Origin of the sequence: Haloarcula quadrata, assembly GCF_003634715.1 — an archaeon.
Taxonomy (GTDB): domain Archaea; phylum Halobacteriota; class Halobacteria; order Halobacteriales; family Haloarculaceae; genus Haloarcula; species Haloarcula marismortui.
Window position 1 is genome coordinate 237,531 of sequence record NZ_RBWW01000001.1, and the last position, 23,661, is coordinate 261,191.

26 protein-coding genes and 1 pseudogene are annotated in these 23,661 nt (G+C 63.4%); 12 read left to right on the plus strand and 15 right to left on the minus strand.

All coding sequences use genetic code 11. The annotated features are described in order from the left end of the window. Window positions 1-380: 380 nt before the first annotated feature. The 4 genes from radA to htpX form a co-directional block, all read right to left on the minus strand. Entirely contained in the window at window positions 381-1,430 is a 1,050-nt protein-coding gene (radA, locus tag BDK61_RS01225; protein ID WP_121302083.1) for a DNA repair and recombination protein RadA, read from the minus strand. A 141-nt stretch (window positions 1,431-1,571) separates the two neighbouring features. Beyond that, window positions 1,572-2,030, minus strand: coding sequence for a hypothetical protein (locus BDK61_RS01230; protein WP_121302084.1), 459 nt, complete (start codon window positions 2,028-2,030; stop codon window positions 1,572-1,574). 1 nt (window position 2,031) lies between these two features. Then, a complete protein-coding gene (pspAB, locus tag BDK61_RS01235; RefSeq protein ID WP_004960279.1) occupies window positions 2,032-2,649 on the minus strand; it encodes a PspA-associated protein PspAB in 618 nt (205 codons plus the stop codon). A gap of 417 nt (window positions 2,650-3,066) precedes the next feature. Next, entirely contained in the window at window positions 3,067-3,945 is an 879-nt protein-coding gene (gene htpX / locus BDK61_RS01240) for a zinc metalloprotease HtpX (RefSeq protein WP_011224502.1), read from the minus strand. 193 nt (window positions 3,946-4,138) lie between these two features. Here htpX and BDK61_RS01245 point away from each other — a divergent pair. From BDK61_RS01245 to BDK61_RS01255, 3 genes and pseudogenes are all read left to right on the plus strand, one after another. Beyond that, window positions 4,139-4,342: pseudogene (locus tag BDK61_RS01245) on the plus strand (NAD-dependent epimerase/dehydratase family protein); the annotation flags it as partial. 86 nt (window positions 4,343-4,428) lie between these two features. Next, a complete protein-coding gene (locus tag BDK61_RS01250) occupies window positions 4,429-5,568 on the plus strand; it encodes a 60S ribosomal export protein NMD3 (protein WP_121302085.1) in 1,140 nt (379 codons plus the stop codon). Beyond that, on the plus strand, window positions 5,561-6,655 hold the full coding sequence (locus BDK61_RS01255; protein ID WP_121302086.1) for a class I SAM-dependent methyltransferase: 1,095 nt from the start codon (window positions 5,561-5,563) through the stop codon (window positions 6,653-6,655). The genes BDK61_RS01250 and BDK61_RS01255 overlap by 8 nt, the downstream gene beginning before the upstream one ends. Window positions 6,656-6,827: 172 nt before the next feature. On the opposite strand, the gene BDK61_RS01260 is transcribed toward BDK61_RS01255, so the two are convergent. Beyond that, entirely contained in the window at window positions 6,828-8,555 is a 1,728-nt protein-coding gene (locus BDK61_RS01260) for an ATP-dependent DNA helicase (protein ID WP_121302087.1), read from the minus strand. Between the two features lie 161 nt (window positions 8,556-8,716). Here BDK61_RS01260 and BDK61_RS01265 point away from each other — a divergent pair, with 161 nt between their 5' ends. Then, window positions 8,717-8,911 carry a cold-shock protein gene (locus BDK61_RS01265; RefSeq protein WP_004516469.1) on the plus strand — a complete coding sequence of 65 codons (195 nt, stop codon included), beginning with the start codon at window positions 8,717-8,719 and terminating at the stop codon, window positions 8,909-8,911. Between the two features lie 108 nt (window positions 8,912-9,019). Here BDK61_RS01265 and BDK61_RS01270 read toward each other — a convergent pair whose 3' ends face one another. Further along, window positions 9,020-9,241 (minus strand): DUF7561 family protein, encoded by a 222-nt coding sequence (locus BDK61_RS01270; protein WP_007187901.1) that lies wholly within the window; start codon window positions 9,239-9,241, stop codon window positions 9,020-9,022. A 109-nt stretch (window positions 9,242-9,350) separates the two neighbouring features. Here BDK61_RS01270 and BDK61_RS01275 point away from each other — a divergent pair, with 109 nt between their 5' ends. The 3 genes from BDK61_RS01275 (at window position 9,351) to BDK61_RS01285 (ending at window position 12,082) form a co-directional block, all read left to right on the plus strand. Further along, window positions 9,351-10,337: an SDR family oxidoreductase gene (locus tag BDK61_RS01275; RefSeq protein ID WP_121302088.1), complete on the plus strand. Its 987-nt coding sequence runs from the start codon at window positions 9,351-9,353 to the stop codon at window positions 10,335-10,337. 75 nt (window positions 10,338-10,412) lie between these two features. After that, a complete protein-coding gene (locus BDK61_RS01280; protein WP_121302089.1) occupies window positions 10,413-11,351 on the plus strand; it encodes an NAD(P)H-binding protein in 939 nt (312 codons plus the stop codon). After that, window positions 11,348-12,082 carry a DUF7530 family protein gene (locus BDK61_RS01285; RefSeq protein ID WP_004960298.1) on the plus strand — a complete coding sequence of 245 codons (735 nt, stop codon included), beginning with the start codon at window positions 11,348-11,350 and terminating at the stop codon, window positions 12,080-12,082. Before BDK61_RS01280 ends, BDK61_RS01285 begins: the two co-directional genes overlap by 4 nt. Here the strand turns inward: BDK61_RS01285 and BDK61_RS23205 are convergent. Continuing rightward, window positions 12,069-12,242 (minus strand): DUF5786 family protein, encoded by a 174-nt coding sequence (locus tag BDK61_RS23205; RefSeq protein WP_004960301.1) that lies wholly within the window; start codon window positions 12,240-12,242, stop codon window positions 12,069-12,071. The two genes, BDK61_RS01285 and BDK61_RS23205, sit on opposite strands and share 14 nt — an antisense overlap. A 154-nt stretch (window positions 12,243-12,396) precedes the next feature. Between BDK61_RS23205 and BDK61_RS01290 the strand changes: the two genes are divergently transcribed. The 4 genes from BDK61_RS01290 to BDK61_RS01305 all read left to right on the plus strand — a co-directional run bounded on the left by BDK61_RS01290 (window position 12,397) and on the right by BDK61_RS01305 (window position 16,879). Beyond that, entirely contained in the window at window positions 12,397-13,371 is a 975-nt protein-coding gene (locus BDK61_RS01290; protein WP_121302090.1) for a DUF5784 family protein, read from the plus strand. A 146-nt stretch (window positions 13,372-13,517) separates the two neighbouring features. Beyond that, window positions 13,518-14,513, plus strand: coding sequence for an AAA family ATPase (locus BDK61_RS01295; protein ID WP_121302091.1), 996 nt, complete (start codon window positions 13,518-13,520; stop codon window positions 14,511-14,513). Window positions 14,514-14,659: 146 nt separating this feature from the next. After that, complete coding sequence (gene thsA, locus BDK61_RS01300) at window positions 14,660-16,342, plus strand: thermosome subunit alpha (protein ID WP_049939188.1); 1,683 nt, start codon at window positions 14,660-14,662, stop codon at window positions 16,340-16,342. Between the two features lie 312 nt (window positions 16,343-16,654). Next, on the plus strand, window positions 16,655-16,879 hold the full coding sequence (locus BDK61_RS01305) for a hypothetical protein (RefSeq protein WP_011224494.1): 225 nt from the start codon (window positions 16,655-16,657) through the stop codon (window positions 16,877-16,879). 8 nt (window positions 16,880-16,887) lie between these two features. On the opposite strand, the gene BDK61_RS01310 is transcribed toward BDK61_RS01305, so the two are convergent. From BDK61_RS01310 to BDK61_RS01330, 5 genes are read right to left on the minus strand one after another with little or no spacing between them, the layout of a single operon-like run. Beyond that, window positions 16,888-17,346, minus strand: a complete 459-nt coding sequence (locus BDK61_RS01310; protein WP_004960312.1) for a TIGR00725 family protein — start codon at window positions 17,344-17,346, stop codon at window positions 16,888-16,890. Between the two features lie 39 nt (window positions 17,347-17,385). Further along, window positions 17,386-18,813: a poly(3-hydroxyalkanoate) polymerase subunit PhaC gene (gene phaC, locus BDK61_RS01315; RefSeq protein WP_121302092.1), complete on the minus strand. Its 1,428-nt coding sequence runs from the start codon at window positions 18,811-18,813 to the stop codon at window positions 17,386-17,388. 2 nt (window positions 18,814-18,815) lie between these two features. Next, on the minus strand, window positions 18,816-19,361 hold the full coding sequence (locus tag BDK61_RS01320; protein ID WP_121302093.1) for a poly(R)-hydroxyalkanoic acid synthase subunit PhaE: 546 nt from the start codon (window positions 19,359-19,361) through the stop codon (window positions 18,816-18,818). A 45-nt stretch (window positions 19,362-19,406) separates the two neighbouring features. Continuing rightward, window positions 19,407-19,964 (minus strand): hypothetical protein, encoded by a 558-nt coding sequence (locus BDK61_RS01325; RefSeq protein ID WP_007187894.1) that lies wholly within the window; start codon window positions 19,962-19,964, stop codon window positions 19,407-19,409. A 7-nt stretch (window positions 19,965-19,971) separates the two neighbouring features. Beyond that, a complete protein-coding gene (locus BDK61_RS01330) occupies window positions 19,972-20,271 on the minus strand; it encodes an AbrB/MazE/SpoVT family DNA-binding domain-containing protein (protein ID WP_004960320.1) in 300 nt (99 codons plus the stop codon). Window positions 20,272-20,572: 301 nt separating this feature from the next. Here BDK61_RS01330 and BDK61_RS01335 point away from each other — a divergent pair, with 301 nt between their 5' ends. After that, complete coding sequence (locus BDK61_RS01335; RefSeq protein ID WP_121302094.1) at window positions 20,573-21,118, plus strand: MaoC family dehydratase; 546 nt, start codon at window positions 20,573-20,575, stop codon at window positions 21,116-21,118. On the opposite strand, the gene BDK61_RS01340 is transcribed toward BDK61_RS01335, so the two are convergent. From BDK61_RS01340 to BDK61_RS01350, 3 genes are all read right to left on the minus strand, one after another. Beyond that, window positions 21,119-21,961, minus strand: coding sequence for an alpha/beta fold hydrolase (locus tag BDK61_RS01340; protein WP_121303876.1), 843 nt, complete (start codon window positions 21,959-21,961; stop codon window positions 21,119-21,121). Window positions 21,962-22,037: 76 nt separating this feature from the next. Continuing rightward, window positions 22,038-23,342: an oxidoreductase gene (locus BDK61_RS01345; protein WP_121302095.1), complete on the minus strand. Its 1,305-nt coding sequence runs from the start codon at window positions 23,340-23,342 to the stop codon at window positions 22,038-22,040. Beyond that, window positions 23,339-23,626, minus strand: a complete 288-nt coding sequence (locus BDK61_RS01350) for a hypothetical protein (RefSeq protein ID WP_007187892.1) — start codon at window positions 23,624-23,626, stop codon at window positions 23,339-23,341. The genes BDK61_RS01345 and BDK61_RS01350 overlap by 4 nt, the downstream gene beginning before the upstream one ends. Window positions 23,627-23,661: the final 35 nt, after the last annotated feature.

The following is a 23,661-nucleotide window of genomic DNA, read 5'->3' on the forward strand; positions in this document are numbered from 1 at the left end:
ACTGATTTGACGCCGCGCACCTGATTTTCGCATCGTCCGAACACCGGGGAGTGGGCACTGAAATCTCCAGTCGACGGTTTACCCTCCGCAACCATTGACGACCAGACAGCCGTCTGTCGGTTCCCGGCTGTTACCCCTCTGTTTCGACAGGAGATGTCCCGCCGTCCTGCGGTTAGGGTGTCGAAGTTTCACATTCACCACGGTGCGTCTGACGGGCGCAAGACGGCAGACGGAAGCCGGTTCGAGATGAAACGAAGGGGTTCGAGGCGAGGGAGCAGTCCACATACCAGTCCGGATGACGGCTGTAGCAGGTGTCAGAGACTGCCGCAAAAATGGTCTGCAATCGTGGGTCAACGATGGCCGCTACTGCTAGGTCCGGGTTACTCGTTCAGCAGGCCGTCTTCTTCGACACGCATGACACCCTCGCCGTCCGGGAGGTTCGGCGCGTCGACGAGCTTGACGATACGCTTGTTCCCCTTGGACTTCCGGAGGTACATCCGGAACGTGGAGGTGTGGCCAAGGATGTTGCCACCGATGGGCTGGGTCGGGTCGCCGAAGAAGGAGTCAGGGTTGGAGGCGACCTGGTTCGTGACGACGACGGCGGTGTTGTTGAGGTCGCCGACCCGCATCAGGTCGTGGAGGTGCTTGTTGAGCTTCTGCTGGCGGTCGGCAAGTTCGCCACGGCCGACGTACTCAGCGCGGAAGTGAGCGGTCAGCGAGTCGACGGCGAGCAGGCGAACGGGGAACTCCTCTTCCTGACTCTCGCTGGCGATTTCCTGTGCCTTCTCGGCCAGGAGGATCTGGTGGTTGGAGTTGAACGCCTTCGCGACGTGGATCTTCTCCAGCACGGAGGCGACGAGGTCATCGAGCTGGGCCTCGTCGGTTGGGTCTGCGTCGGCCTCCTCCTCGACAATGCCGTGGAGGACCAGCGTGTCTGCCAGTACCTCGTCGGCGAGGCCCTTGACCATCTGTTCGATACGCTCAGGTCGGAACGTGTCCTCGGAGTCGACGAAGATAGCGCTGCCCTCCAGCCCGCCGTGTTCGGCCGGAAGCTGGACGTTGACTGCGAGCTGGTGCGTTACCTGGGACTTCCCCGCGCCGAACTCACCGTACACCTCGGTGATGGACTGGGTCTCGACGCCGCCGCCGAGCAGGTCGTCGACCTCGTCGACGCCCCAGGAGAGCTTCCCGATCTGCTCACGGCGTTCGAGCACCGTCGACCCGGTTTCGAAACCACCGATGTCGGCCGCTTCGCGGGCAGCCTGAATGATATCTGCCGCCGACGACTCGCCGATGTCGGCCGTATTCGACAGTTCGCCGGGGGAGGCGACTGCAATTCCCTGATAGGAGTCGTAGCCGTTGTCTTCGAGTTTCTCTGCTGTCGCCGGACCGACACCCGGCAGTTCTTCGAGGTCCTCACTTGCGGACATAGACATGCCTTGTGCGTCCGGGGGTATAAAGCCTCGTTAACACCAGAGTGAAAGTGAAAGTGTCGGACAGCAGCAGGACGCTTCGAGATGGTATCGGGAGTTTTAGATGGGAAGGAGGGTCGGTGGGCGGTGGAAACGGATTCAGGCCGGACCCGCTCGACCGAGATAGACGAGCAACAGCGTCCCCAGCAGAACGAGTACAGTCAGCACCGTCTCGGACACCGGCAGTATCCCGTCGCCGAACGTGCCGACGAGGGGGAGCGTAATCGCAGTCGTGCCGGAAATCGGCCTGGAGCGGATTGAGCGCCAAAACAGCCAGAGCGACCACCGGAGGCCGGCAAGCTGTGAGAGAATGCGTGTGGCAAGTGAGCGACTTGCGTCCGGGTTCTCGGCGGGCTCGAACGTGTCGAGTTCCTCGCAAGCGACTGTCACTATCTCGCCGGTGTGGACCCGACGGCCGGCCGCGTCGCCGACCACCAGCAGCGTCACAGCGTCTTCGTCCGTACCGACGACGCGGTAGACACCGGCGGGAACGCGGCTGTCGCGGCCGGCCTTGGTCGGCCGGACGTGGTCACCGACAGCGACGCTGCCGTCGGCCATGTCACTCCCAGGGGTGGTAGCCGGGACGATCCGGCCACAGCGGATACCAGTACTCCTTGTCGTCCTCGACGGTGATTTCGTCGCTGAGGTTACTGTCCAGTTTGAACTCTGCGGAGGTGTTGCGCTCGTGGCTGTCGTGTGGGTCCGGCGCGAACGGGTAGTACGCGCCCCGGCGGAAGGAGTACACCCAGTAGACGGTCTGGTCGCTGCGCGCGTCCTCGAACGAGAACAGCGCCGCGAGCAGGCGCGAGCCGTAGCGCCGTTCGACGAGCGTGTCCGCCGCGAAGTGGATCGACGTGAGCAGGTCCTCGAAGTCGTTGTCGTGCAGCACGACCCACTGATAGCCGTGGTCGTCGGTTTCGAATGTCGCCCGGGTGCCCGTCTCGACCATTCCGGCGTCGAGAATGGATTCGACCTCGTCGATAGCGTCCTGAAAATCCGTACTGTCGACGTCGGCGAAACACAGCGCCGCCTCGCCAGTCGGTTCGTACCCCAGATCGGCCTCCATCGTGATGTAGGCGGTACTCATCCCGAACAGGTCGTCCGGGTCGGCGTCCCGTGTCGCGTCGGCCTCGGCTTTCACCCCGAGGACGCTCTTGAGTCCGTCGAGCAGTCCCATATGCGAGCCCCTACGGGCCGGAGACCAAGGTGGTTTGTGTCTCGACTAGTTGCTGTGGTTGCGTACGAAGACAGGGACAACTGTTCTAACAGCCAGAAAGCCCCGAGTCGCTGGGCTACTGCGACTCGCTGCGCTCCTCACCACGTTGCGGTGCTTACGTCGCCTCGTACGCCCAGCGACTCGCCCCTTTCAGTCCCACCCGTTTCGGCTGCTCAATCAGCCACAGGAGGGACTGAAAGGGGCGGCTGGCTGAACGACGGCGGACGACGTAAGCACTGGAACGAACGGAGTGAGTGAAGCGCGCAGCGAGTCCCCCGAGTTCAGACAGCCGGGGCTTTCTGGCTCTGTATAGCTGTCACGGTGAGAATCCACACTATCGCGTAGACGACTGCCGGCAAATCAGATAATAAACAGACATTACCGACTTTCGAGTTCGCGTTCGAGGTCCTGCAGGCGGTCGATGCGCTTCTCGGTCGAGGGGTGAGTGCTGGCCAGACGGCCGATCCACCCGACGTTAATCGGGATGATGAAGAACGCGTTCATTTCAGCCTGGTCGCGCATATCCTCTTTGGGGACCTTGTCCATCCGACCGTCGATTTTCATCAGTGCGTTCGCAAGGGCGGCGGGCTTGCCGGTAATCATCGCGCCGCCGCGGTCGGCGGCATACTCGCGGTAGCGGCTGAGCGTCCGGATCAGGAGGAACGAGATGACCCAGACGACCAGCGAGATGAGGATGGCGACGATGACGGGCACCTGCTGGCCACCGCGCTCGCGGCCGCCGCTGAACAGCCAGCCCCACCGGACGATGAGGAAGGCGATAGTCGAGAGGAACGACGCGATGGTCATCACCATCACGTCGCGGTTCTTGATGTGGGCCAGTTCGTGGGCGATAACGCCCTCCAGTTCGTCCTGGTCGAGCGTGTCCATGATGCCCGTCGTCACGCAGACGGCCGAGCTGTCTTTCGACCGGCCGGTGGCGAAGGCGTTTGGCACCCGCGAGTCGGCGACAGCGACCTTCGGCTTCGGGAGGTCGGCCTGCTGGGCGAGGCGGTCAACGGTCCGGTGAAGTTCCGGGTACTCCTCCGGTTCGACCGTCCGAGCCCCCATCGAATACAGGGCGAGTTTGTCGCTGAAGAAGAACTGCGCACCGAGGAACAGTCCCATGACAACCACGATGAGTGCGAGATTGCTGAAATACAGCGTGAGCGCTCCAAGGAAGACGATGTACAGCGCGAACAGCAGGAACATCGTCAGGGCCATCCGGCCACGGAGCCCCCAGTCTGTTTGCCACTCCATACCCTTGATAGACGGTCGACACTCTAAAACCTCGCTATCGTGAGAAAGTGCCACACGGCAGGGGCCAGTGGACCGTCAGCGGGCCAACGGTCCACACGCATTTACTCTCCGGGCAACAATCGGATGCATGACCGACACAGTCGTCGTCACTGGCGGGCGCGGGCGGTCCGGGCGCTGGATTTGTGACCACCTCGCCGCCGAGAACTACGTCGGTCGGCCGACGGCTGCCCTCGTGGAAGAGCAGTGGGGTGACCTTCCCGCGGAGTGTAAGCTGGACGACGACCAGTCAGCGCTCTCGACGGCAAAGGCCCAAGGGCTGTTGAACTGGGAACCCCAACACAGTTGGCGTGATGCCGTCGACGCCGATGTTGCAGCGCCAACTCTCACGGGCAAGTAATTGAGAGCAGTCCCGGGCCTGCCGGCGGCGGCCGGCCGCGGTGGCGGAACACACGGCTTAAACGGGTCAGTACAGTAAGACCGGTAATGAGCCGGTCGGGAGAGTTCTGTCCACGCTGCGGTGACGAGATACCAGAGGGCACTGACGAGCGCCCGGAGCTTGCGGGTGCCGGCGGTCAGCGCAACTCCGAGCACGTCCTCTGTGACGCCTGCTACTTCGAGGAGTTCGACCTGGTGGACGCCCCCGACACCATCCAGGTGCGGGTCTGTTCACGGTGTGGCGCGGTCCACAAGGAGAACCGCTGGGTCGACATCGGCGCGGAGGACTACACCGATATCGCCGTCGAGCAGGTCAGCGAGGCGCTCGGTATCCACGTCGACGCCCAGTCGGTTGCCTGGCAGGTCGCTCCCGAGCAACTCGACAAGAACAACATCCGGATGCACGCGGAGTTCTCCGGCGTCATCCGCGGGACGCCGCTCACCGAGGAGGTCACCGTCCCTGTTCGCATCTCCCGGCAGACGTGCAAGCGCTGTGGGAAAATCGCTGGCGGTTCCTTCGCCAGTATCGTGCAGGTGCGGGCCGACAGCCGCGACCCGACCGACGACGAGCGAGAGCGTGCTGAAGAAATCGCACAGGAGTACGTCGCCGCCCGCGAAGAGACCGGCGACCGCAACGCCTTCATCACCGAGACCAAGTCCGTCGATGACGGACTGGACATGAAAATCTCGACCAATCAGATGGGGCTGGGCATCGCCAAGCGAATCACCGCCCAACTCGGCGGCTCGTACTCCGACTCACGGCGTCTCATCTCCGAGGACGAGGACGGGCAAGAGCTGTACCGGATGACCTACGCCGTCCGCCTGCCCCGCTACCGACAGGGCGAGGTCATCGACCCGGAGGACGGCGACGGGCCGGTGCTGGTCCGCTCGGTCCAGGGGAACCTCAAGGGCGTCCGTCTGGCGACCGGTGAGGACTACGAAGCGAGTTTCGAGGCGGGCGAAACGCCCGACGCCCGCCGGCTGGGGTTCCGTGAAGACGGACAGCAGACGACTCTCGTCGCAATCGAGGACGATAGAGCCGTTCAGGTCCTCGACCCCGAAACCTTCGAGAGCAAGACCGTCCCCCGGCCGGACTATCTCGACATCGACGCCGACGAGGTGCCGGTGCTGAAAAGTCATGCGGGGTTGCACATTCTCCCTGCCGCCGACGCGGATACCGATGAGTGAGGACACGGAGACAGCGGACGACCAGCAGCTAGCCGTCGTTGTCCACAAACCCCGTTCGGAGGTCGCTATCGAGTCCCTGCGAGCGGAGGGCGTCTACGACGACACCAGAAGCGTCACCGAGTGGACCGCGGACAGCGTCGCAGTTCCGGTGACTGCCCCGCCACAGGAGACGCAGTTCCGGGAGGTCGTCCGGCAGGTCGGGAAGCGCCGCCTCCGAACGCTCGATGACCACCTCCGAGAGCGCGGCTGGACCGACGCAGAAATCGCCGCCGCCCCGAGTTCCTGGGCCGTGCTCGGCTCCGTCGTGCTCGTCGACATCGGCGACAACCCCCGACCGGCGGAGGTCGGTGACGCCCTGCTGGCCCTCCACGGCGAGGCCGAGACGGTGCTGGCCCGCCACGGCATCTCCGGGGAACACCGCGAACCCAGTGTTGAGGTCATCGCCGGTGACGGCGACACAGAGACGGTCCACACCGAACACGGCACACGCTACTCGATGGACCTCGCGGAAGTGATGTTCTCGCCCGGCAACAAGGCCGAGCGGGCGCGGATGGGTGAAATCGTCAGCGAGGGGCGGGGGACCCGGCCCTCGGAACGGGCGAGCGGTGAAGCCGCGAGCGAGGGCGGCGAGCGCGTACTGGATATGTTCGCCGGCATCGGCTACTTCACCCTCCCGATGGCCCGCGCCGGCGCGCACGTCACCGCCGTCGAGCGCAATCCCACGTCGTTTCGCTTTCTGGTCGAGAACGTCATGTTGAACGATGTGGACGAGCGGGTGCAGCCGTATCGGGCCGACTGTCGAGACGTTGTGCCGGGCTTCGCCAGTGAGGGACGCGCCGACCGGATCGTGATGGGCTACTACGAATCACACGAGTACCTCGATAGCGCGCTCGACGCGCTCACACCCGGCGGCGTCCTCCATATGCACGAAGCGACACCGAATTCGCTCGTGTTCGACCGCCCGATAGAACGGCTGGAAGCGGCCGCCGGCGAGGCCAACCGAGCCGTCGAAGTTCTGGACACTCGGCGCGTCAAGGAGTATAGCGAGGGCGTCGCCCACGTCGTCGTGGACGCTAAGATACAGTAGGGCGTTTTTACTCAAACAGTCCCGGCCAAAGCGGGAGTACCACACACGGTCGTAACGCATAATTAGGCTAGTAGTCAAGAGGGGGCATGAACAGACAGCAGATTATCGCCATCATTCTCGTCGGCCTGATGGTCGGGTCGTCAGTGGTCTATGGATTAGCCTTCGCCTTCTTCTAATCCCACACATCCGAAAGCGGGTGGTTTCCATCCCCGGACCGCGAGCGGGAGCGGTCGTGCCGGCGCTTCGTGCCCGAACTGAGCGCCGAGAGCGCCTGGTCCGGCGCAAACCGCGGCAAATCTGGCTGTGAAAGGCGGTCGACCTGCGCGCGGAACCAGTCGGGCATGTCGTGGTCAGCGCGCTCAAAGAGGTCCAGCAGCGACGTGTCCGCGAGGTAGGTCGCACCGTGGTCGTCGGGCGCGCGGACGACGCGGCCACAGGCCTGGATGACGGTCCGCAACGCGGTCCGGTAGTACCAACCCCACTGGTCGTCTTCGAGCCGTCGGGCGACGCGAGAGTCGCGAGTGTTGGGGTAGGGGGCCTTGCACAGTACCTGCCAGCGACAGAGATCGCCTTCGAGGTCGAGGGCTTCTTCCATCTTCACCGAGAGGAACACGTCGGGGTTGTCGCTGCGCTTCCAGGCGGACAGCGCCCCGTCTCGGCCTTCTTTATTATGGGTGCGGACGCGAGCGCCGACGCCGAAGTCATCAAGCAACTCCTTCAGTTGCTCCTGAATAGCATACGAGTGGCAGTGGATTAGCCCCTTCTCGTCCGTGTGCCGGGCCATGATACGCACGATAGTGCGAGCGATGTCTGGCAGCGTGTCGTCGCGGTGCTCGTAGGTCATTTTGCCCTGAGCGACGTCGTACAGTGGCCGGTTCTCGACGGGGAAGGTGTGTCCGACCTCCACGAGTGCGACGTTACTGGGGTCAAGGCCGACGTTGGCGCAGAACGCCTCCTTGTTGAGAATGGTCGCCGACAACAGGGCAAAGCGATTGCCACGGTCCCAGACGGTGTGTTTGAGGTACCGCTCCGGATTCATCGGCTTGATTGTCACCGGTGCGTGCTCGCCGTCGGCCTGGTCGACGACCCACGTGGTCGCGCTCTCGGTGTCGGTGTAGTCCTCGCGGAACCACCCGAGGTCCTGCCGGAGCGTGTTCAGCGAGTCCCGCTCGGCGACTTCCTCGCCGGTGAGTTCCGCCTTTTTTCGTAGTTCCTTCACGCGGCGTTCAGCGAGGTGTTCGACGCGCTCGGTGAAGGCGACAGCCTCGTCCAGCCCGTCGATGTCAGGCACGTCGATATCGTTCCACATCGGGATGGACTGCGGCGAGAGGTCGATGGTGGCGTACATCTCCGCCCATTCGCCCAGACCGTGGGCCTCGTCAATGACGACCACGTCGCGCTTGCCGAACACGTCGCTGCCGGCGGTCTGCATGAAATACGCGAGTGTCATCGCGGCGATGCGCCGGTTCGAGGCGATGGCACGGTCCGAGAAGTACGGGCAGCGGTGCTTGACCTGACAATCGAACTTCCGTTCGCGCACGCACGGGGCCTGATTCACCGGCGTGTCAGTCTCACCGGGAAGGATGCAGTCGTAGTTGTTCTTCCCCCGGATGACACAGAGGTCCTCAAGCAGGGCGTCCTCGGCCACGTCATCCAGTTGCGAGACCTGTGGCGTGGTGTAGTAGGCGTCGATGACCTGTTCGGCGGCGGCCTCGCCGGCGGTTCGAGCACACCCGGCGATGGCCCGGGCGAGCAACGATTTGCCGCTGCCGGTCGGGGCGCGAACGAGGACAACGTCCTTGCCGCGCTCGAAGGCCGCACGGATGTCAGCCAGAGCCTGCTTCTGGTTGCCCCGGTAAGACGGGGCTGGGAACTCGTCGGTAATCCGCGCGGGGTACACGCGAGAAAGCAACGGACGAGGCGGCCTAAACCTTTCCTGTCACCGGATGTGTGTCAGCAGCTACCCGAGATGACGGGGGTGGGTCGTGTTCACAGGCACACGGTCATGTCACTTGTACTCTCGGAACTCTTATACATATACCCCCTGTACGTATATTTGCAATGGCAAACGGTAAGGTTGATTTCTTCAACGACACAGGCGGTTACGGTTTCATCTCGACTGAGGACGCGGACGATGACGTTTTCTTCCACATGGAAGACGTTGGCGGCCCTGACCTCGAAGAAGGCGAGGAGATCGAATTCGACATCGAACAGGCCGACAAAGGCCCCCGCGCGACGAACGTCGTCCGCAACTAAGGCAGATTTCCGGTCGCCTTCGGGCGACCACATCTGACACTTTGTTTTATCAGACTACTCGAAAAGCGACAGCGCCCGGTTCGCAGTAACCCAGACAGGAAACAACGATCAGTTGTCAGTCTGTGCGGAGAGAGCGGCCACGTCCGCCGCAGTCACGTCCCGGTCGTCGGGCAGCCGGTCGATGCAGTCATAACAGAGGAAATGCTCCGTATCGTCGCCGAGTTCGAGGACAATGCCTTCGGTCGGTCTGGACTCCTGCGACCAGATGTTGGCGATACCGCCAGCTATCGAAACGTTCGTATCGCACCCGTCGCAGGCTCTGGAGGCCATTATCCGAATTTTATGCACTGTATACATTTCAAGGTAGCTGGCCCCTTCGAACAGTTCAGCCGAGTAACTCTCGGTATACTTTTGTCGTCCGATGGGCACCATCCAGATAATGCAAATACTGGTTACAGGGGGTGCCGGGTTCATCGGCGGTCACCTGGCACAGCGGTTCGCCGCCGACGGCCACGATGTCGTCGTGCTGGACAACCGCGACCCGTTCTACGATCTAGGTATCAAACAACACAACGTCGATGCCGGACAGGAGGCCGCCCGGAACAGCGACGGGAGCTACGAGTTCATCGAGGGCGATGTACGTGACGCGGAGCTTGTCACAGATCTCGTCGCCGACGCCGACTACGTCTACCATCAGGCCGCCCAGGCCGGCGTCCGCCCAAGCGTCAAGAACCCCCGCAAGTACGACGAGGTCAACGTCGACGGCACGCTGAACCTCCTCGATGCCTGCCGCGACGAGGGCATCGAACGGTTCGTGATGGCTTCCTCCTCCTCCGTCTACGGGAAGCCACAGTACCTGCCCTACGACGAGCAACATCCCACGACACCCGTCTCGCCCTACGGCGCGTCGAAGCTCGCCGCCGAGCGGTACGCCTGCGCCTACAGCGAAGTGTACGACCTCTCTACGGTAGCTCTTCGCTATTTCACCGTCTACGGCCCCCGGATGCGCCCGAACATGGCGATCTCGAACTTCGTCTCCCGGTGCCACAACGGCGAGCCCCCGGTCATCTACGGCGATGGCACGCAAACACGCGATTTCACCTACATCGAAGATGTCATCGACGCGAACATGACGCTGCTGCACGAAGACGCCGCCGACGGGAAGGCCGTGAACATCGGGTCGACGGACAACATCGAGATCAAGACGCTCGCGACGGAGATCCGCGACCAGATCGACCCGGACCTCGATCTGGTCTACGAGGAACGCCACGACGCCGACGCCGAACACACCCACGCCGCGACCGACCGTGCCGAGGAACTGCTCGGCTACGACCCGGACCACACCATCCGGGAGGGCGTCGCGAAGTTCATCGACTGGTACCGCGACAACCGCGACTGGTACGAACCGCTCGTTCGACAGTCCTGAAACGAGCAAGCGGTCCGACACGGCTCCGAACAATCAGACGGCGGTTTTAACCCCGTTCCGTTCTGCAGGAAGGGTATGCATGTGCTCGTGACCGGTGCGACGGGGTTCGTCGGGAGCCATCTCGTCCCGGCGCTCCTCGCGGCCGGCCACAGCGTCCGGGCGCTCGTTCGCGATCCGAGCGAGTACGACCCACCCGACGGCGTCGACGTGGCGACAGGTGACCTGCTCGACGCGGGCAGTTTCGACGCCGGCCTTGACGGCGTCGACGCCGCGTACTACCTGGTCCATTCGATGCGTGCCGGGAGCGACTACGCCGAGCGGGACCGGCGGGCGGCGCGGAACTTCCGTCGGGCAGCTGACGAGGCCGGTGTCGACCGGGTCGTCTACCTCGGCGGCCTCGGCGAGGAGGACGAGACGCTGTCCGAGCACCTCCGGTCACGCCGTGAGGTCGAGTTTATTCTCCGGGAAGGAGCGTACGACCTGACGACGTTCCGGGCGGCCATCATCATCGGCGCGGGCTCGGCGAGCTTTCGGATGATACGCGAGCTAACGACGCGACTGCCCGTGATGCTGACACCGCGCTGGGTGCGGACAGACTGTCATCCGATCGCTATCGACGACGTCATCGCGTACCTAGTCGACGTGCTCGACAAGCCGGAAACAGCCGGCGAAACCTACGAGATCGGGGGGCCGGAGGTACTGACCTACGCGGAGATTCTGAAGCGAACGGGCCGGCTCATGGGGTCCGGTGAGCCGACAATCGTGCCGATACCGGTGTTGACACCGAAGCTGTCGGCGTACTGGGTCGCCCTCATGACCGACGTGCCATCAAGCGTCGCCCGGCCGCTCATCCACGGGCTGAAGACGCCAGTGGTCGCAGACACCGAGGCTGCACAGGCACAGTTCGCCGTTGCCCCGACATCGTTCGGGGATGCGGTCAAGCTAGCCCTCAGCGAGTCACGGAGTCGAAACGCAGCACGGGCGGCCGCAGCTACGGGTGGTGCGGGCAGATGAGCGGGGATAGCGCCCGTCCCGACTACGGCGAGACGTGGGTGTACGAGAGCATCATCGGCGCGCTGCCGGGAATCCGGCTGCCGACGTGGGCAGCGATGGCGATTCAGCTCCTCATCTTCGAGGTTGCCATCATCGCCCTGTCGTGGTACTACGAGGTCTGGAGCGCCGCAATCGCCGGCACGGTCGTCGTGTTCGTCGCCACCATCGGGAGCGCAGAGATGCTCCGCATTAGCACGCTCATCCGGCGTATCGACGTGCCACCGACCTACCGTGCACTGCTGTTCGCCTCGAACGTCGAAGTCGTGTTGTCCGTCCTCGCATACATCGCGCTACTTACTCATCTGTTCGTCTTCGACCCACAGGTTAGCTCGATGCCGCTACTGGGCCGGCTGTTCGGGCCAGAGCCACCGGTACTGGTCGTGTATCTAACGCTGCTCATCCTCTGGGACGTGAGTTACCGCATCGGGACGGGCTGGTGGGCCAGCGTCACGGGCCTGTGGCGGTCGGCTCGCTACCGGTTCGACCCAGAGACGGCACGGGTGTTCATGCGGGCCGACTTAGAGATATGGGGCTTTGGCGTCCTCCAACTCGTGCTCGTGCCGTTCGTGCTGGACCAGCCGGTGCTGCTCGCGGCGCTGGTCGGCCATGTGATAGCCGTGACTGCCGTGACAGCCGTCTCTGTTGGACTATTGCGCTACCGGTCGAGAACGACCGCAGTCAGTCGGAGTTAATCTGCTTGAACTGGTCGAGCAGCTCTTCTGTCGACTCGTCACCGTCGTAGTCGACGCTCCCGTGGTATGTACTCCGGTCGTCGTCTTCCGACAGTTCGACCTCGCTGTTCTTACGCTCACGGCGTTCGTGTTCGTCGTCGTCGTACGCTCCCATCGACATAGGTTACCACGGTAAATCTTGGCTGCTAGTGATTATCAATGTAACGGTGGTTCCAGAAACCGCACCATACAGGCGACAGAGCAGTCGAGCGGGCCGAACGAGGGCGTTCCGATAGGGCGGAACGCCCAAGACCACTGACCGTCTACACGACCCTGTGGCTGGTCCCTTACGCCTGCGGCGGTCGAACGAGCGATGGAGCGAGAAGCGGGTCCGGACAGACCTGCTGACACCGTTGCAGAACACCTTCGGTGCGACAATGAACGGGCCGTGGTTCGCTCCGCCGGAGGGGTGGGCTGCGCGCCGGCTGGAGATGGACAACGGCGACCTGGCGCTGTTTTGCTGGAACGGCCAGCGGGCGTACTGGGTCGGTAACACCGAAACCCCGGAGACGCTGTGGCGGACGGAGAAGTACACGTTCGACGAGGTCCCAGACGAAATCAGCGAGTGGGTCCAGCGTGAACTGTTCGCACAGTTGGAGGTCGAAGACCCGTGGCTCACCGAGTACGAGACGCTGGCGCACTTTTTCCTGCCTGTGTTCCTCTCGAAAGACGGCCGGGAGTCGACGCGGACGTTCTTCCGGGACCACGCCGGCGGCTTCCCGGACGCCGACCGGGCGGACGGGCTGGCGTTCTACGACGACTTCCTCGCGACCGGCGAACTCGACGACTACCGCTACACGATGGCGAGCAAACTCGGGACCAGCGAGGGCTTTGACCTCTCGCGGATGCGGGCGACGATGGGCGAGTTCAACGTCGCCAAACTGCTCGTCGATGCGGGCAACGACATCAGGCCCGAGGTCGAACTGGACTCCGGCCACTCCGTCGATTTCCGGGTCGAAGACACGCTCGTTGAGGTCACTCGCCCGCGGCCGCCGTCCCGACGGCAGGTCGACACCGCCGTCGGCGCGGTGAAGGCGTCCGGCGATGCGAAGACACGCGACCAGCTAGCGGCCCACCCCGGTGCGGTCCTCGTGGTGGACTGCAGTTCCTTCCCGGACGACGACTGGCGTCGGGTCTACGGCGAACAGCCAGACGTGGGGTACTCGCCGACTATCGTGTTCCGCGCTCGACCGGACGGCAGCATGGAAGGATACGCCTACGGCTCGGTTCCGTTTCCACTGCCGTTCTAGGTAGGACGGACAGGTCACGTTATCTTCCTCGAAATTCGGGGCGTAACATATAACGCGCCGGACGGGTAAGGCTGAGAGAGATAGCCGTGGTGGACGACACAGAGCAACCGGGTTCTAGCGGCGCGGGACAGTCGGTCTCGGAGGTAATGGACCGCCTCGAATCGCTCCGGTCCGAAAAAGAAGAACGTGCCGAGAGCGCCGCTGCCGGCGTGCTACTGGACCAGCTACAGGAGGTCGAACAGCGGCTGCTGGCCTTTGGCGAGGCGCTGGGCGGCACGGCCGACACCGTGACAGACCTCCCGTTTACCGAGGAAGCCGGGCTGGACCATATGCCCGAACCGCTGTACGTCCGCCACGACACCGAGATGCTGAATCAGGTCACGTCCTGGCTCCTGCAGGACCAGCACATCGGGTTAGTGAGTCCCTACGGCACCGGAAAGACCGCCTTCCGAGAAATCGTGCTGCGGGACCTCTCGAAACGCGAGGGTTTTGTCATCACGCATCTGGACAATCCCCGTGAGACAACGCCCCGGAAACTGTACCAGACGGTTCTGACAGCCGCCTACGCCGCGGGCTACTCCATTGACCAGCGTAGCTACTCGCAGGTTCGTGACGGAATTCCATGGGCGACCGCTGAAGCGAAAGACGCTGTTCACGAAATCGTTCGTCGCGTGCGCGAGGACGGCAAGACGCTCTTACTGGTCGTCGACGAAATTGAAGTGCTTGAGGCGGACCTGCTGTCGCCGCTGCAGGTGGCCGGCGACGCCGGCGTTCGGCTGTTCCTCACCGGCACACCGGAAGGGAAACGGCGGGTGGCGGAGATTCGCGGGACACTCGACTCCCGGCTGCGATATTATGAGTGTATCGACCCGTTTTCGCCGGACGACGTAGCTGAGTACGCCGCCCGCTCGCTGGCGTACTTCCGAGACGAACCCTACGAGGGGCAGGCCCCAGACCTGTTCACCCGGGCCGCAATCGAAGATATCCACGAGCGGACCGATGGCAATCCCCGGGAAGTCCGCATCGAGTGTCGTGAACTGTTCACAAGGGCGGCGTTCGTCTGGTACCGGACCGGGCAGGACATCTCTCGCATCCAGATTACGCCGGAACTACGCCACCGTCGGTTCGGAATGGGCCGCTAAGCGGCAATAAACGGGTATATAAACCACCCACGTTACACGGTGTCACACCGTCGAGTGTGGCGTGTAATAGGGCGATACACCGACGGCCACCGTGGCTTTTATATAGAAGCACATTCAATCATCGTTTGACTATGGCTCAACAGCAGATGGGCAACCAGCCCATGATTGTACTTTCCGAGGAGTCCCAGCGGACATCCGGAAAGGACGCGCAGTCGATGAACATCACGGCCGGGACGGCCGTCGCCGAGGCCGTTCGGACGACTCTGGGTCCGAAGGGCATGGACAAGATGCTCGTCGACAACTCGGGCTCGGTCGTCGTCACGAATGACGGCGTCACCATCCTCGACGAGATGGACATCGAGCACCCCGCCGCCAACATGATCGTCGAGGTCGCCCAGACCCAGGAAGACGAAGTGGGCGACGGCACGACCACGGCGGTCGTCATGGCCGGCGAACTCCTCTCGAAGGCCGAGGAACTCCTCGACCAGGACATCCACGCCAGCATCCTGGCCCAGGGGTACCGCCAGGCCGCCGAGAAAGCCAAGGAAATCCTCGAAGACAACGCCATCGACGTCGACGCCGACGACACGGAGACCCTCGAGAAGGTCGCCGCGACCGCGATGACCGGCAAGGGCGCGGAGTCCTCCAAGGACGTCCTCGCCGAGCTCGTCGTCCGCGCCGCACAGTCCGTCGTCGACGACGACGGCAGCGTTGACACCGACAACATCCAGATCGAAACCGTCGTCGGCGGCGCAACCGATGAGTCCGAACTCGTCGAAGGCGTCATCGTCGACAAGGAACGCGTCCACGACAACATGCCGTTCGCCGTCGAGGACGCCGACGTGGCCCTGCTCGACACGGCCATCGAGGTTCCGGAAACGGAACTCGACACCGAAGTCAACGTCACCGACCCCGACCAGCTCCAGCAGTTCCTCGACCAGGAAGAGGAACAGCTCAAGGAAATGGTCGACCAGCTCGCCGAGGCCGGTGCTGACGTCGTCTTCTGCCAGAAGGGCATCGACGACATGGCCCAGCACTACCTCGCACAGGAAGGCATCCTCGCTGTTCGCCGCGCAAAGAAGTCCGACATCGAGGCGCTCTCGCGCTCGACCGGCGCGCGCATCATCTCGAACATCGACGACATCGAAGCCGACGACCTCGGCTTCGCCGGCTCCGTTGCCCAGAAGGACATCGCTGGCGACGAGCGCATCTTCGTCGAGGACGTCGAGGACGCCCGCGCTGTCACGATGATTCTCCGCGGCGGCACCGAACACGTCGTCGACGAAGTCGAGCGCGCCATCGAGGACTCGCTTGGCGTCGTCGCCGCCACGCTGGAGGACGGCAAGGTCCTGCCCGGCGGCGGTGCCCCCGAGACGCAGCTCGCACTCGGCCTGCGCGACCACGCCGACTCCGTCGGTGGGCGCGAACAGCTCGCCGTCGAGGCCTTCGCCGACGCCATCGACGTCATCCCGCGCACCCTCGCGGAGAACGCCGGTCTCGACCCGATCGACTCGCTGGTCGACCTCCGCAGCAAGCACGACGGTGGCGCAGTCACCTCCGGGCTTGACGCCTACACCGGTGAGGTCGTCGACATGGAAGAGGACGGCGTCGTCGAGCCCCTCCGTGTCAAGACCCAGGCTGTCGAAAGCGCAACCGAAGCAGCCGTCATGATCCTCCGCATCGATGACGTCATCGCTGCTGGCGACCTCAAGGGTGGCCAGGGCGACGACGACGAGGACGAAGGCGGACCTGGCGGCCCAGGCGGCGCGCCCGGCGGAATGGGCGGCGGCATGGGCGGCATGGGCGGCGGTATGGGCGGCATGATGTAGGAGACGAGCGGAGCGAAGTCTCCGAACTGCCGAGCGGGGAACGAAGTGACCCGCGAGGCAAGCCACATTGGCGAAAAAGGCGGAATCACCGCTTTGCGGCGATTCCGAGAACCGCGGCCTTCGGCCGCGGATGCCTGCCTCGCCCGTCGACCTCGTGAAGAATCGGTGCGATTCTCTATTTTTCTTTTCAGTATAGGTGGATAACGACGCTATGACAATAGCGTAGCCGCGGTGAACGCCGTCTCGCCCCTAAGAATCCTACTATCACGAAGTAGACGCCACGGTCAAACCGACGTATCCCTTTGAGTCGGTATGGACCTGACACGGACCGAACGGCGGTTGCTGTGGGTCGGAACAGCACTAGCGGGCGCGCTTCATCTGCTCGTTCCGGGGCTGTTACTGTCGATGGCGCAGCTGGGCTATCGCTGGGTGCTGTCGGTGGAGTTCACGCCACAGGACGGGGCCCGTCGTCGGGTCAGGCTGCTTGGCGTTGGGAACCTCATTGTTGCGGCGATACTGCGGCGGCTACTCGACTGAAACAGCGGCTACTGCACGGCAGACTCAACGTATGCGACAGCCTCGGCAGGGGTGTCGACGTGTTCGATAGCGTCGCCGACCGGGCTGTCAAGGCGGTGCGTTCCGAGCCCAGCGACCGGCCGGTCTATGTCGAGGGCGTGGCCAAGTTCAGAGAGTGTCCCGGTGCCGCCGTCGACCGCGATGACGGCCGCGCCGTTCATCACGACGAGAGCGTTGCGGGCGTTTCCGAGTCCCGTCGCAATGGCGGTCTGGACGTAGTCGTTTGCGGCGGCCCGGCGCTCGCCAGGGAGGATACCGACAGTGTGACCGCCGGCCTCGCTCGCGCCCCGACAGGCCGCCTCCATCACGCCGGTGAGGCCGCCACAGACGACATCGTGGCCGTGCTCACCGAGTCGTCGCCCAACCTCGCGTGCCTGCTGGTACTGTTCGTCGGTGACTGTCGAGCCGCCGATGACAGAAACGCGCATAGCTACTCGTGGAGCGGGAAACAGAAAAACAGCGCCGGATTACAGCTGGTCGAGCCAGTCCTGCGCGCGGGACTCGGTGGTTTCGGCGATGTCGGCCAGGTCGGCCGCGTCGTACTCGGCCAGGTCCGCGACGCTGTGAATGCCGGCGTCGTGCAGCCGTTCGGCGTAGGTCGGGCCGATACCGGAGACGCTATCCACGTCAGCGGGTTCGTCGGTCGCATCGTCTTCGGTAGCGTCAGCATCGACATCGTCGGTCGCGTCAACGTCGATGTCGGTGAGTTCCGACTGGTCTACCGCGTCGTCTTCGGCCGCTTCGGGGGACTCGACCTCGATATCGACTTCCTCGCTCCCCTTGCTGCGCTCGGAGTACCACTCGGCGACCTCGGGCCAGAGGTCAGCGTGGGTCGACGACGAGACGGAGAGACCGATGTGGCCCGTCGAGAACTCGATGGTTCGCGTGTCGTCGCTGGCGATGACATCGTTGAACGGCTTGGAGGCCTCCGGCGGGATGAGGTGGTCGTACTCACCCATGAGCTGGAGGACGGGCATATCGATGTTGTCCAGATCGACGTGCTTGCCGTCGAGTTCCAGTTCGTTCCGATAGAGTTTGTTGTCCTGATACACGTCTTCGAGGAACTGAACGTAGGCCTCGCCGGCGACGTCGATACCGTCACCGAGCCACTGCTCCATCCGGCCGAAGTTCTCGACGAAGCCCTCGTTTTCCATGTTCTCCGCGAACCGGATGTACTTCGTGACGTAGTTCTCGACCGGGTCCATCAGCGCGAAGCCGATGTCGAGCATATCCGCGGGGACGTTGCCGAACGTGTCGACGACATCCTGCGGGGAGTAGTACTCCTCGGAGCCCCACTCTTCGAGGACGCCGCCAGTGTGGTCGAAGCACAGTCCGGCGGCCATCAGGCCCAGGGTGTTGACCTTCTCCTTGTGGAGTGCGGTGTACATCACCGACATCGTGCCGCCCATACAGTAGCCGAGGATGTTGATCGCGTCCTGCCCGGAGCGGTCGCGGACCACGTCGACGCAGTTGTCCATGTAGCGGTTAACGTAGTCATCGAGAGTGAGGTGCTGGTCAAGCCGCGACGGCTCGTTCCAGTCGATGAGATACACGTCGTGGCCCGCCTCAAGCAGGCGTCGGACGACTGACCGCTCCTCCTGCAGATCAAGGATGTACGGTCGGTTGATGAGCGCGTAAACGATGAGTATCGGAACGTCTTCCTTCTCCTCGTCCGGCACCTCAATGCCAGCGGCTTCGGCGTCGTAGTGGAGGAGTTCGAGCTTGTTCTCCTCGTAGACGACGTTACTGGGCGTCTGGCCGACGTCGACGGACTCCATCAGCTCCAGTCGCTCGTCGGCGACCTGACTGGTCTCAGCGGCGTCGGTCATGTTCTCCAGCGTCTTTCGCTGCCAGTTGAGCGCGGCCTCGAACGGATTGAAGGGGTTGCTGGACATGGTTATTCTTCTAAGTGTTCGAGAACGCGGTCAAGCTTCTGTTCGACCGCGTGCTGGCGGCGCTCAAGCTCGATGAGCCGCTCAGCGATTTCGTCGACGTCGTTGCGCGTTGGGAAGCCGAGCTGTTCCAGCGTGTCCTGGCTCAGGTCGTCCGCTTCCTGTTGCATCTCCATCATCGACTCGACGAGCTGGCCGTTGGCGGCCGCAAAGGCCGAGGTGCCCATGACGTGCTTGAACGCCTCGTTTGCGGACTGCAGCCAGATGTCACGGAACTCGGCCGGGTCGACGTCCTCGCCCTGTGCGGCGTCGGTCGAGCGTTCGACCATCTGCTCTGCGGCGTCCATCCACTCCTCGTAGGCGCGGTTGTAGCCGTCCATCCCGTCGGCAAGGTCATCCTGCTCCGGGATCGTATCTTCGACGGCATCGGCCCACGACTCCACGAAGGCCGCCTGGGCCTTCATGTTCTGCTCCATCGAGTCAGCGACCGCATTGTTTATCTCCTCAACCATCTCCGTCCATTCCTCCTGAATGTTGTTTGTATTACTCATAATAGTACCTCGGCGGCGGGCGCACAAAAAAACCGACTGTCGTACTTACGCTTCGACGTCGACAGCGTCGGCGGCTTCGGCCTGCACTTCCTCGACCTGCTCCTGAATCTCTTCGACTTGCTCCTGCACTTCTTCGAGCTGCTCGCCGAACTGTTCGGCAGCCTCAACGGACTGCGCTTCGAGTTCCTCGTGGGCCTCGACGAGCATATCGACCTGATCGTTGACGGCCGTGACGTACTCGTCGGTCATCTCGTCGTAGGTGTCGACGCCCTCTTCGAGTTCAGTTTCCATGTTGTCGAAGACCTCGGCGTGGTTCTCAAGCAGGAAGTCGAACTGCTCGTCGACGGTCTCGCGGATCTGCTCGACAGTTTCGGTCATGCCGGGCATCGTCGACGCCATCGCGTCAAGGTAGCTGTGGAACGCGGTCTGCTGAAGCTCGACACCGCGGCGCTGCGCCGACTCCTGTGTGTCGAGGCTGTCGATAACCGCGCTGTTGACGTTTTGCTGGAAGGAAACGCTCTGTTCGAGCGCCTTCTGGCTCTGTTCAATCGTTGCGCGCTGCATCTCGAAGGCTGTCGTGACGGGGGTTGTGTAGTCTACCATTGTTGGGTTACTCGCTGTTGTTGTTAGTGACCGGGAGGACGACGGCTTGAACGATATCGCCTTCATCGATGCCCAGCGCCTCTCGCTCCGCATCGGGGATACTGATCCGACCCCCGCTTTGCACGCGGGTCTTGAACGTCGCCATCTGGCTCATAGCACCGAGCTGATTCATATCGAAACTCGGCATGCCACCGCTGGCGAACATCTGTTTCATCAGCTGCTGTTGCTGTTCCATCGCATTCTCGCTCGCCTGTTGCATCCCCTTGAACATCGGAGGCCACATCAGGCCATCATCCTCGTCGGCCATCGGTCATCTACATGTACTCTCCTCAACAATATAAACCTTCCGCAGAAAACCACTGAGTACCATTGAATGGTATAGAATGGTATTAGCGGTTAAGCGGCGTCGATGGGCGTGCTACGCCCTGCAGCACCGATAACTGGAACCCCAAATACGCGTCTGACGCCCGTTAGACGGCGTTTACCGACAGCTGAAGCGAAACCCAACACCAAGGTTTAATACTCCGACCAATAAATTACCAGAACAGATGAGTTCTGAATCGCCACGAAACCCGCTGTTAGACACATGGACTGAAACATCGTCACATATGTTCAACAGCGTCGTCGCAGCTAACCGGGCAGCGTTCGCCGCGTTCGGCGTCCAGCAGGAGGAGGAGAACGGCGTAACGCCCGCAGAACGTATCGAACCGGACGAAGACCTCCCGGAATGGCACGTCTCGATTTCTGAGGAGCACCCTGGCCGCCTCGGCGTCGGCGACCACGTCGATTTCACGAAAACGATCTCGGAGCACGACGTACAGCAGTTCGCCGCCGCGAGCGGCGACACGAACCCGCTCCATCTTGACGACGAGTTCGCGGAGCAGACGCGCTTCCGCGGCCGTATCGTCCACGGGACGCTCGTCGGAAGCCTCATCAGCGCAGCGCTGGCACGCCTGCCAGGGCTGACGATCTATCTCTCACAGGATCTGGAGTTCCACAACCCAGTCCGTATCGGCGACCGCCTCACCGCCGAATGTGAGATCGTCGAAGACCTCGGCGACGAACAGTACCGGCTGACCACGCGCGTCCTCGCAGACGACGAAGTTGTCATCGACGGCGAAGCGGTCGTCCTCATCGATGACCTGCCAGAGTAGTCAGCAGAACGCTCGAACGGCCCGGTTGAAACGGTCGGGATGTTCCCGCGGCGGACAGTGCCCGCAGTTCTCGAAGATTTTCAGCGTGCTGTCAGTGACTGTCCCAGCAGCCTGCTCGGACCATCGACGGGGGAGCAGTGGGTCGACGGCCCCGTGAATCAGCATCGTCGGCACGTCTAGTTCTGCTAACCGGTCGGAGTAGTCCGTCCGGAAGCCAGACCACCGGAACTCGCTGCGCTGCCAGCGCCGCATCGCCCGGACGGTCTGTCGGTCGACAGCGCTATCGACATCCTCGACCAGTTGCTGGGGCGGCTCACCGGGACCCATGCTTCGGAGGCTGTTCCGGATAGCTGATTGGGACGACCCCACGCCCTGCCAGAGCATATTGCCGAGTATCGGCGTCTGTAAGACACTGCTGGCCGCCGTTCGCCAGTAGGCGTCGGCACCCAGCCCGTAGCTGTCGACTAACACCAGCCGTTCGACGGGGCCGCCGTCAAGCGCGTGGCCGAGCGCAACTGCGCCGCCCATCGAGAGGCCAGCTAGCGCGGGTTCCTCAATGGCGAGCGCGTCGAGAAACTCGGACAGCGTCTCAAGATAGTAGTCGGTCGTGTACGTGCGGTCAGGCTTGTCACTGTCGCCGTGGCCCGGCAGGTCAAGCGCATACACCGTTCGCTCCGGCGCGAGTGCGGGCAGTGCGTGTCGCCACGAGACGGTCGCAGCGTCTAGCCCGATACCGTGAAGGAACACCATCGGCGGCCCCTCGCCGCCAGTCCGGTAGTGAATGTCAACGTCCTCGCCGTCGACGGACAGCTCGACGCGTTCGGACGAAATCCCTGTAGTCATCGGCACTCGTTCGGGACCGAGCGCGTATGAGCCTTTGTATCGGCTCAGTGACGGTGGCGGCAGTATCGGGGGCCGGTTACTCAGTTCGCTCGTAGGCGCCGTCCCGCCGGAGTCGAGCCTGCTCGCGGACGATAGCCGGCGTTCGACAGCGGCCCGGTTCGCCGGTGACCTGCGGGATGGTACAGTTGTTACAGCTCTCACACAGCGCGTCTGCGCCGTCAAGCAGGCGGGCGCCGAGTCGGGGTTCGGCGTAGAACGGGCGGGCCATCCCAACCGCGTCAGCGGCGGGGGTCGCTCCAGTCGCTCCGAGATACCGGTCACAGTCGGCACGCGTTCGAAGACCGCCCTCCAGCAGAACCGGTACGTCCACACGCTCGCGCACCGCTCGACAGAAGCCGGCGTTCCAGCCCGGGTCGCGGCTGAAACGGCGGGCTTGCAGGCGATTAAGCAACTGAACGGCACGCGCTCGTAGTCGGCCGCCGAAGACTGCTGCGTAGTCGTCCTGCAGGTCACTCGCGTCCCAGGCCCGGTCCGGAAACGCACCACGGACAATGCTCATGTCCCAGAACGGGGACACCTCGACCGGAACAAGGCCGTCATAGCCGATGGCCGCCGCTCGCGTCGCGATAGCCACGCCATCCCTCCGAGTGAGATGCTGTCGAACGAAACTCGGCGCAGCGGTCTCAGCTGGGACCTTCGTGACCAGCGGCACGTCGCCGGCGTGTTCCCGAACGGCGTCGTGGATTGCTTCGAGGAAGCGGACGCCGTCCCGGAACTGGTCGTTCCGACGGTTGTAAAACGGCGAGAGGAACTGCTGGATAAGGCTCATGTTCGCCGCAGAAAGGTGGATGCCGTCGTATCCCGCCTCGACGGCGTAGCCGGCACAGCGCCCGAACTGCTCGGCCAGGGCCCATACCTCCTCTGTCGAGAGCACATCCGGCTGGAGCGAAATCAGGCCAAGCCGGTCAAGCATCTGGAGCTGCCACGGCGGGCGGCTGACGGCGAGCTGGCGCTGGTCCGGATGCTGGCGGCGGTACTCGGCGTGCCACGTCGCCATACTCCGGAGGCCACCGTGGGCCAGTTGGAGGAAGATGCGACCGCCGTGGTCGTGAATCGTCCCGGTAAGCCGTTCGAGGCGCTCGACGAAGGCCGGGTCGTGGACCCGCGTCATGTTCGGCGCGGCACAGCCGCCGCGGTCGGTGACGATGCTTGCCCCCTGAAAGAGGAGGCCAACACCGGAGGCTGCCGTCGGTTCAAGTTCGTCGATGAGTGTGTTGACGGCGGTCTCACCGTTACCTGCACACTCCAGTACCGGTGCGCGATACAGCCGGTTGGGAACCTCGACGCCACCGATAGACACCGGCGTCTCCAACGCGGTCACGACTGCTCGCGCTCGTCGAACGTCGCCTCGCTACGGGCGCTGTTCGGCGGTGTCACCTGCTGAATTGCCGCCCGGACTTCCGTCGGCGAGTCGAACTCGCCGTCGGTGCAGTGCTCGATTGCGGCTGAGAAGTCCTCGACGGGCGGGTCGGCGCTGCCGTATTCGTCTGCCAGTTCCTCCACGCGGACCGGATACGCGGCCGCACCGGTGGTGCGGTCGACCGTTGCCGCAACCCGGCGGGCGCGCTCACTGGCCCGCTGCCGTGCCGTCCGCTGTGGGTCCATGTGCATAACTAACACATCCGTCGGCAAAAATACTG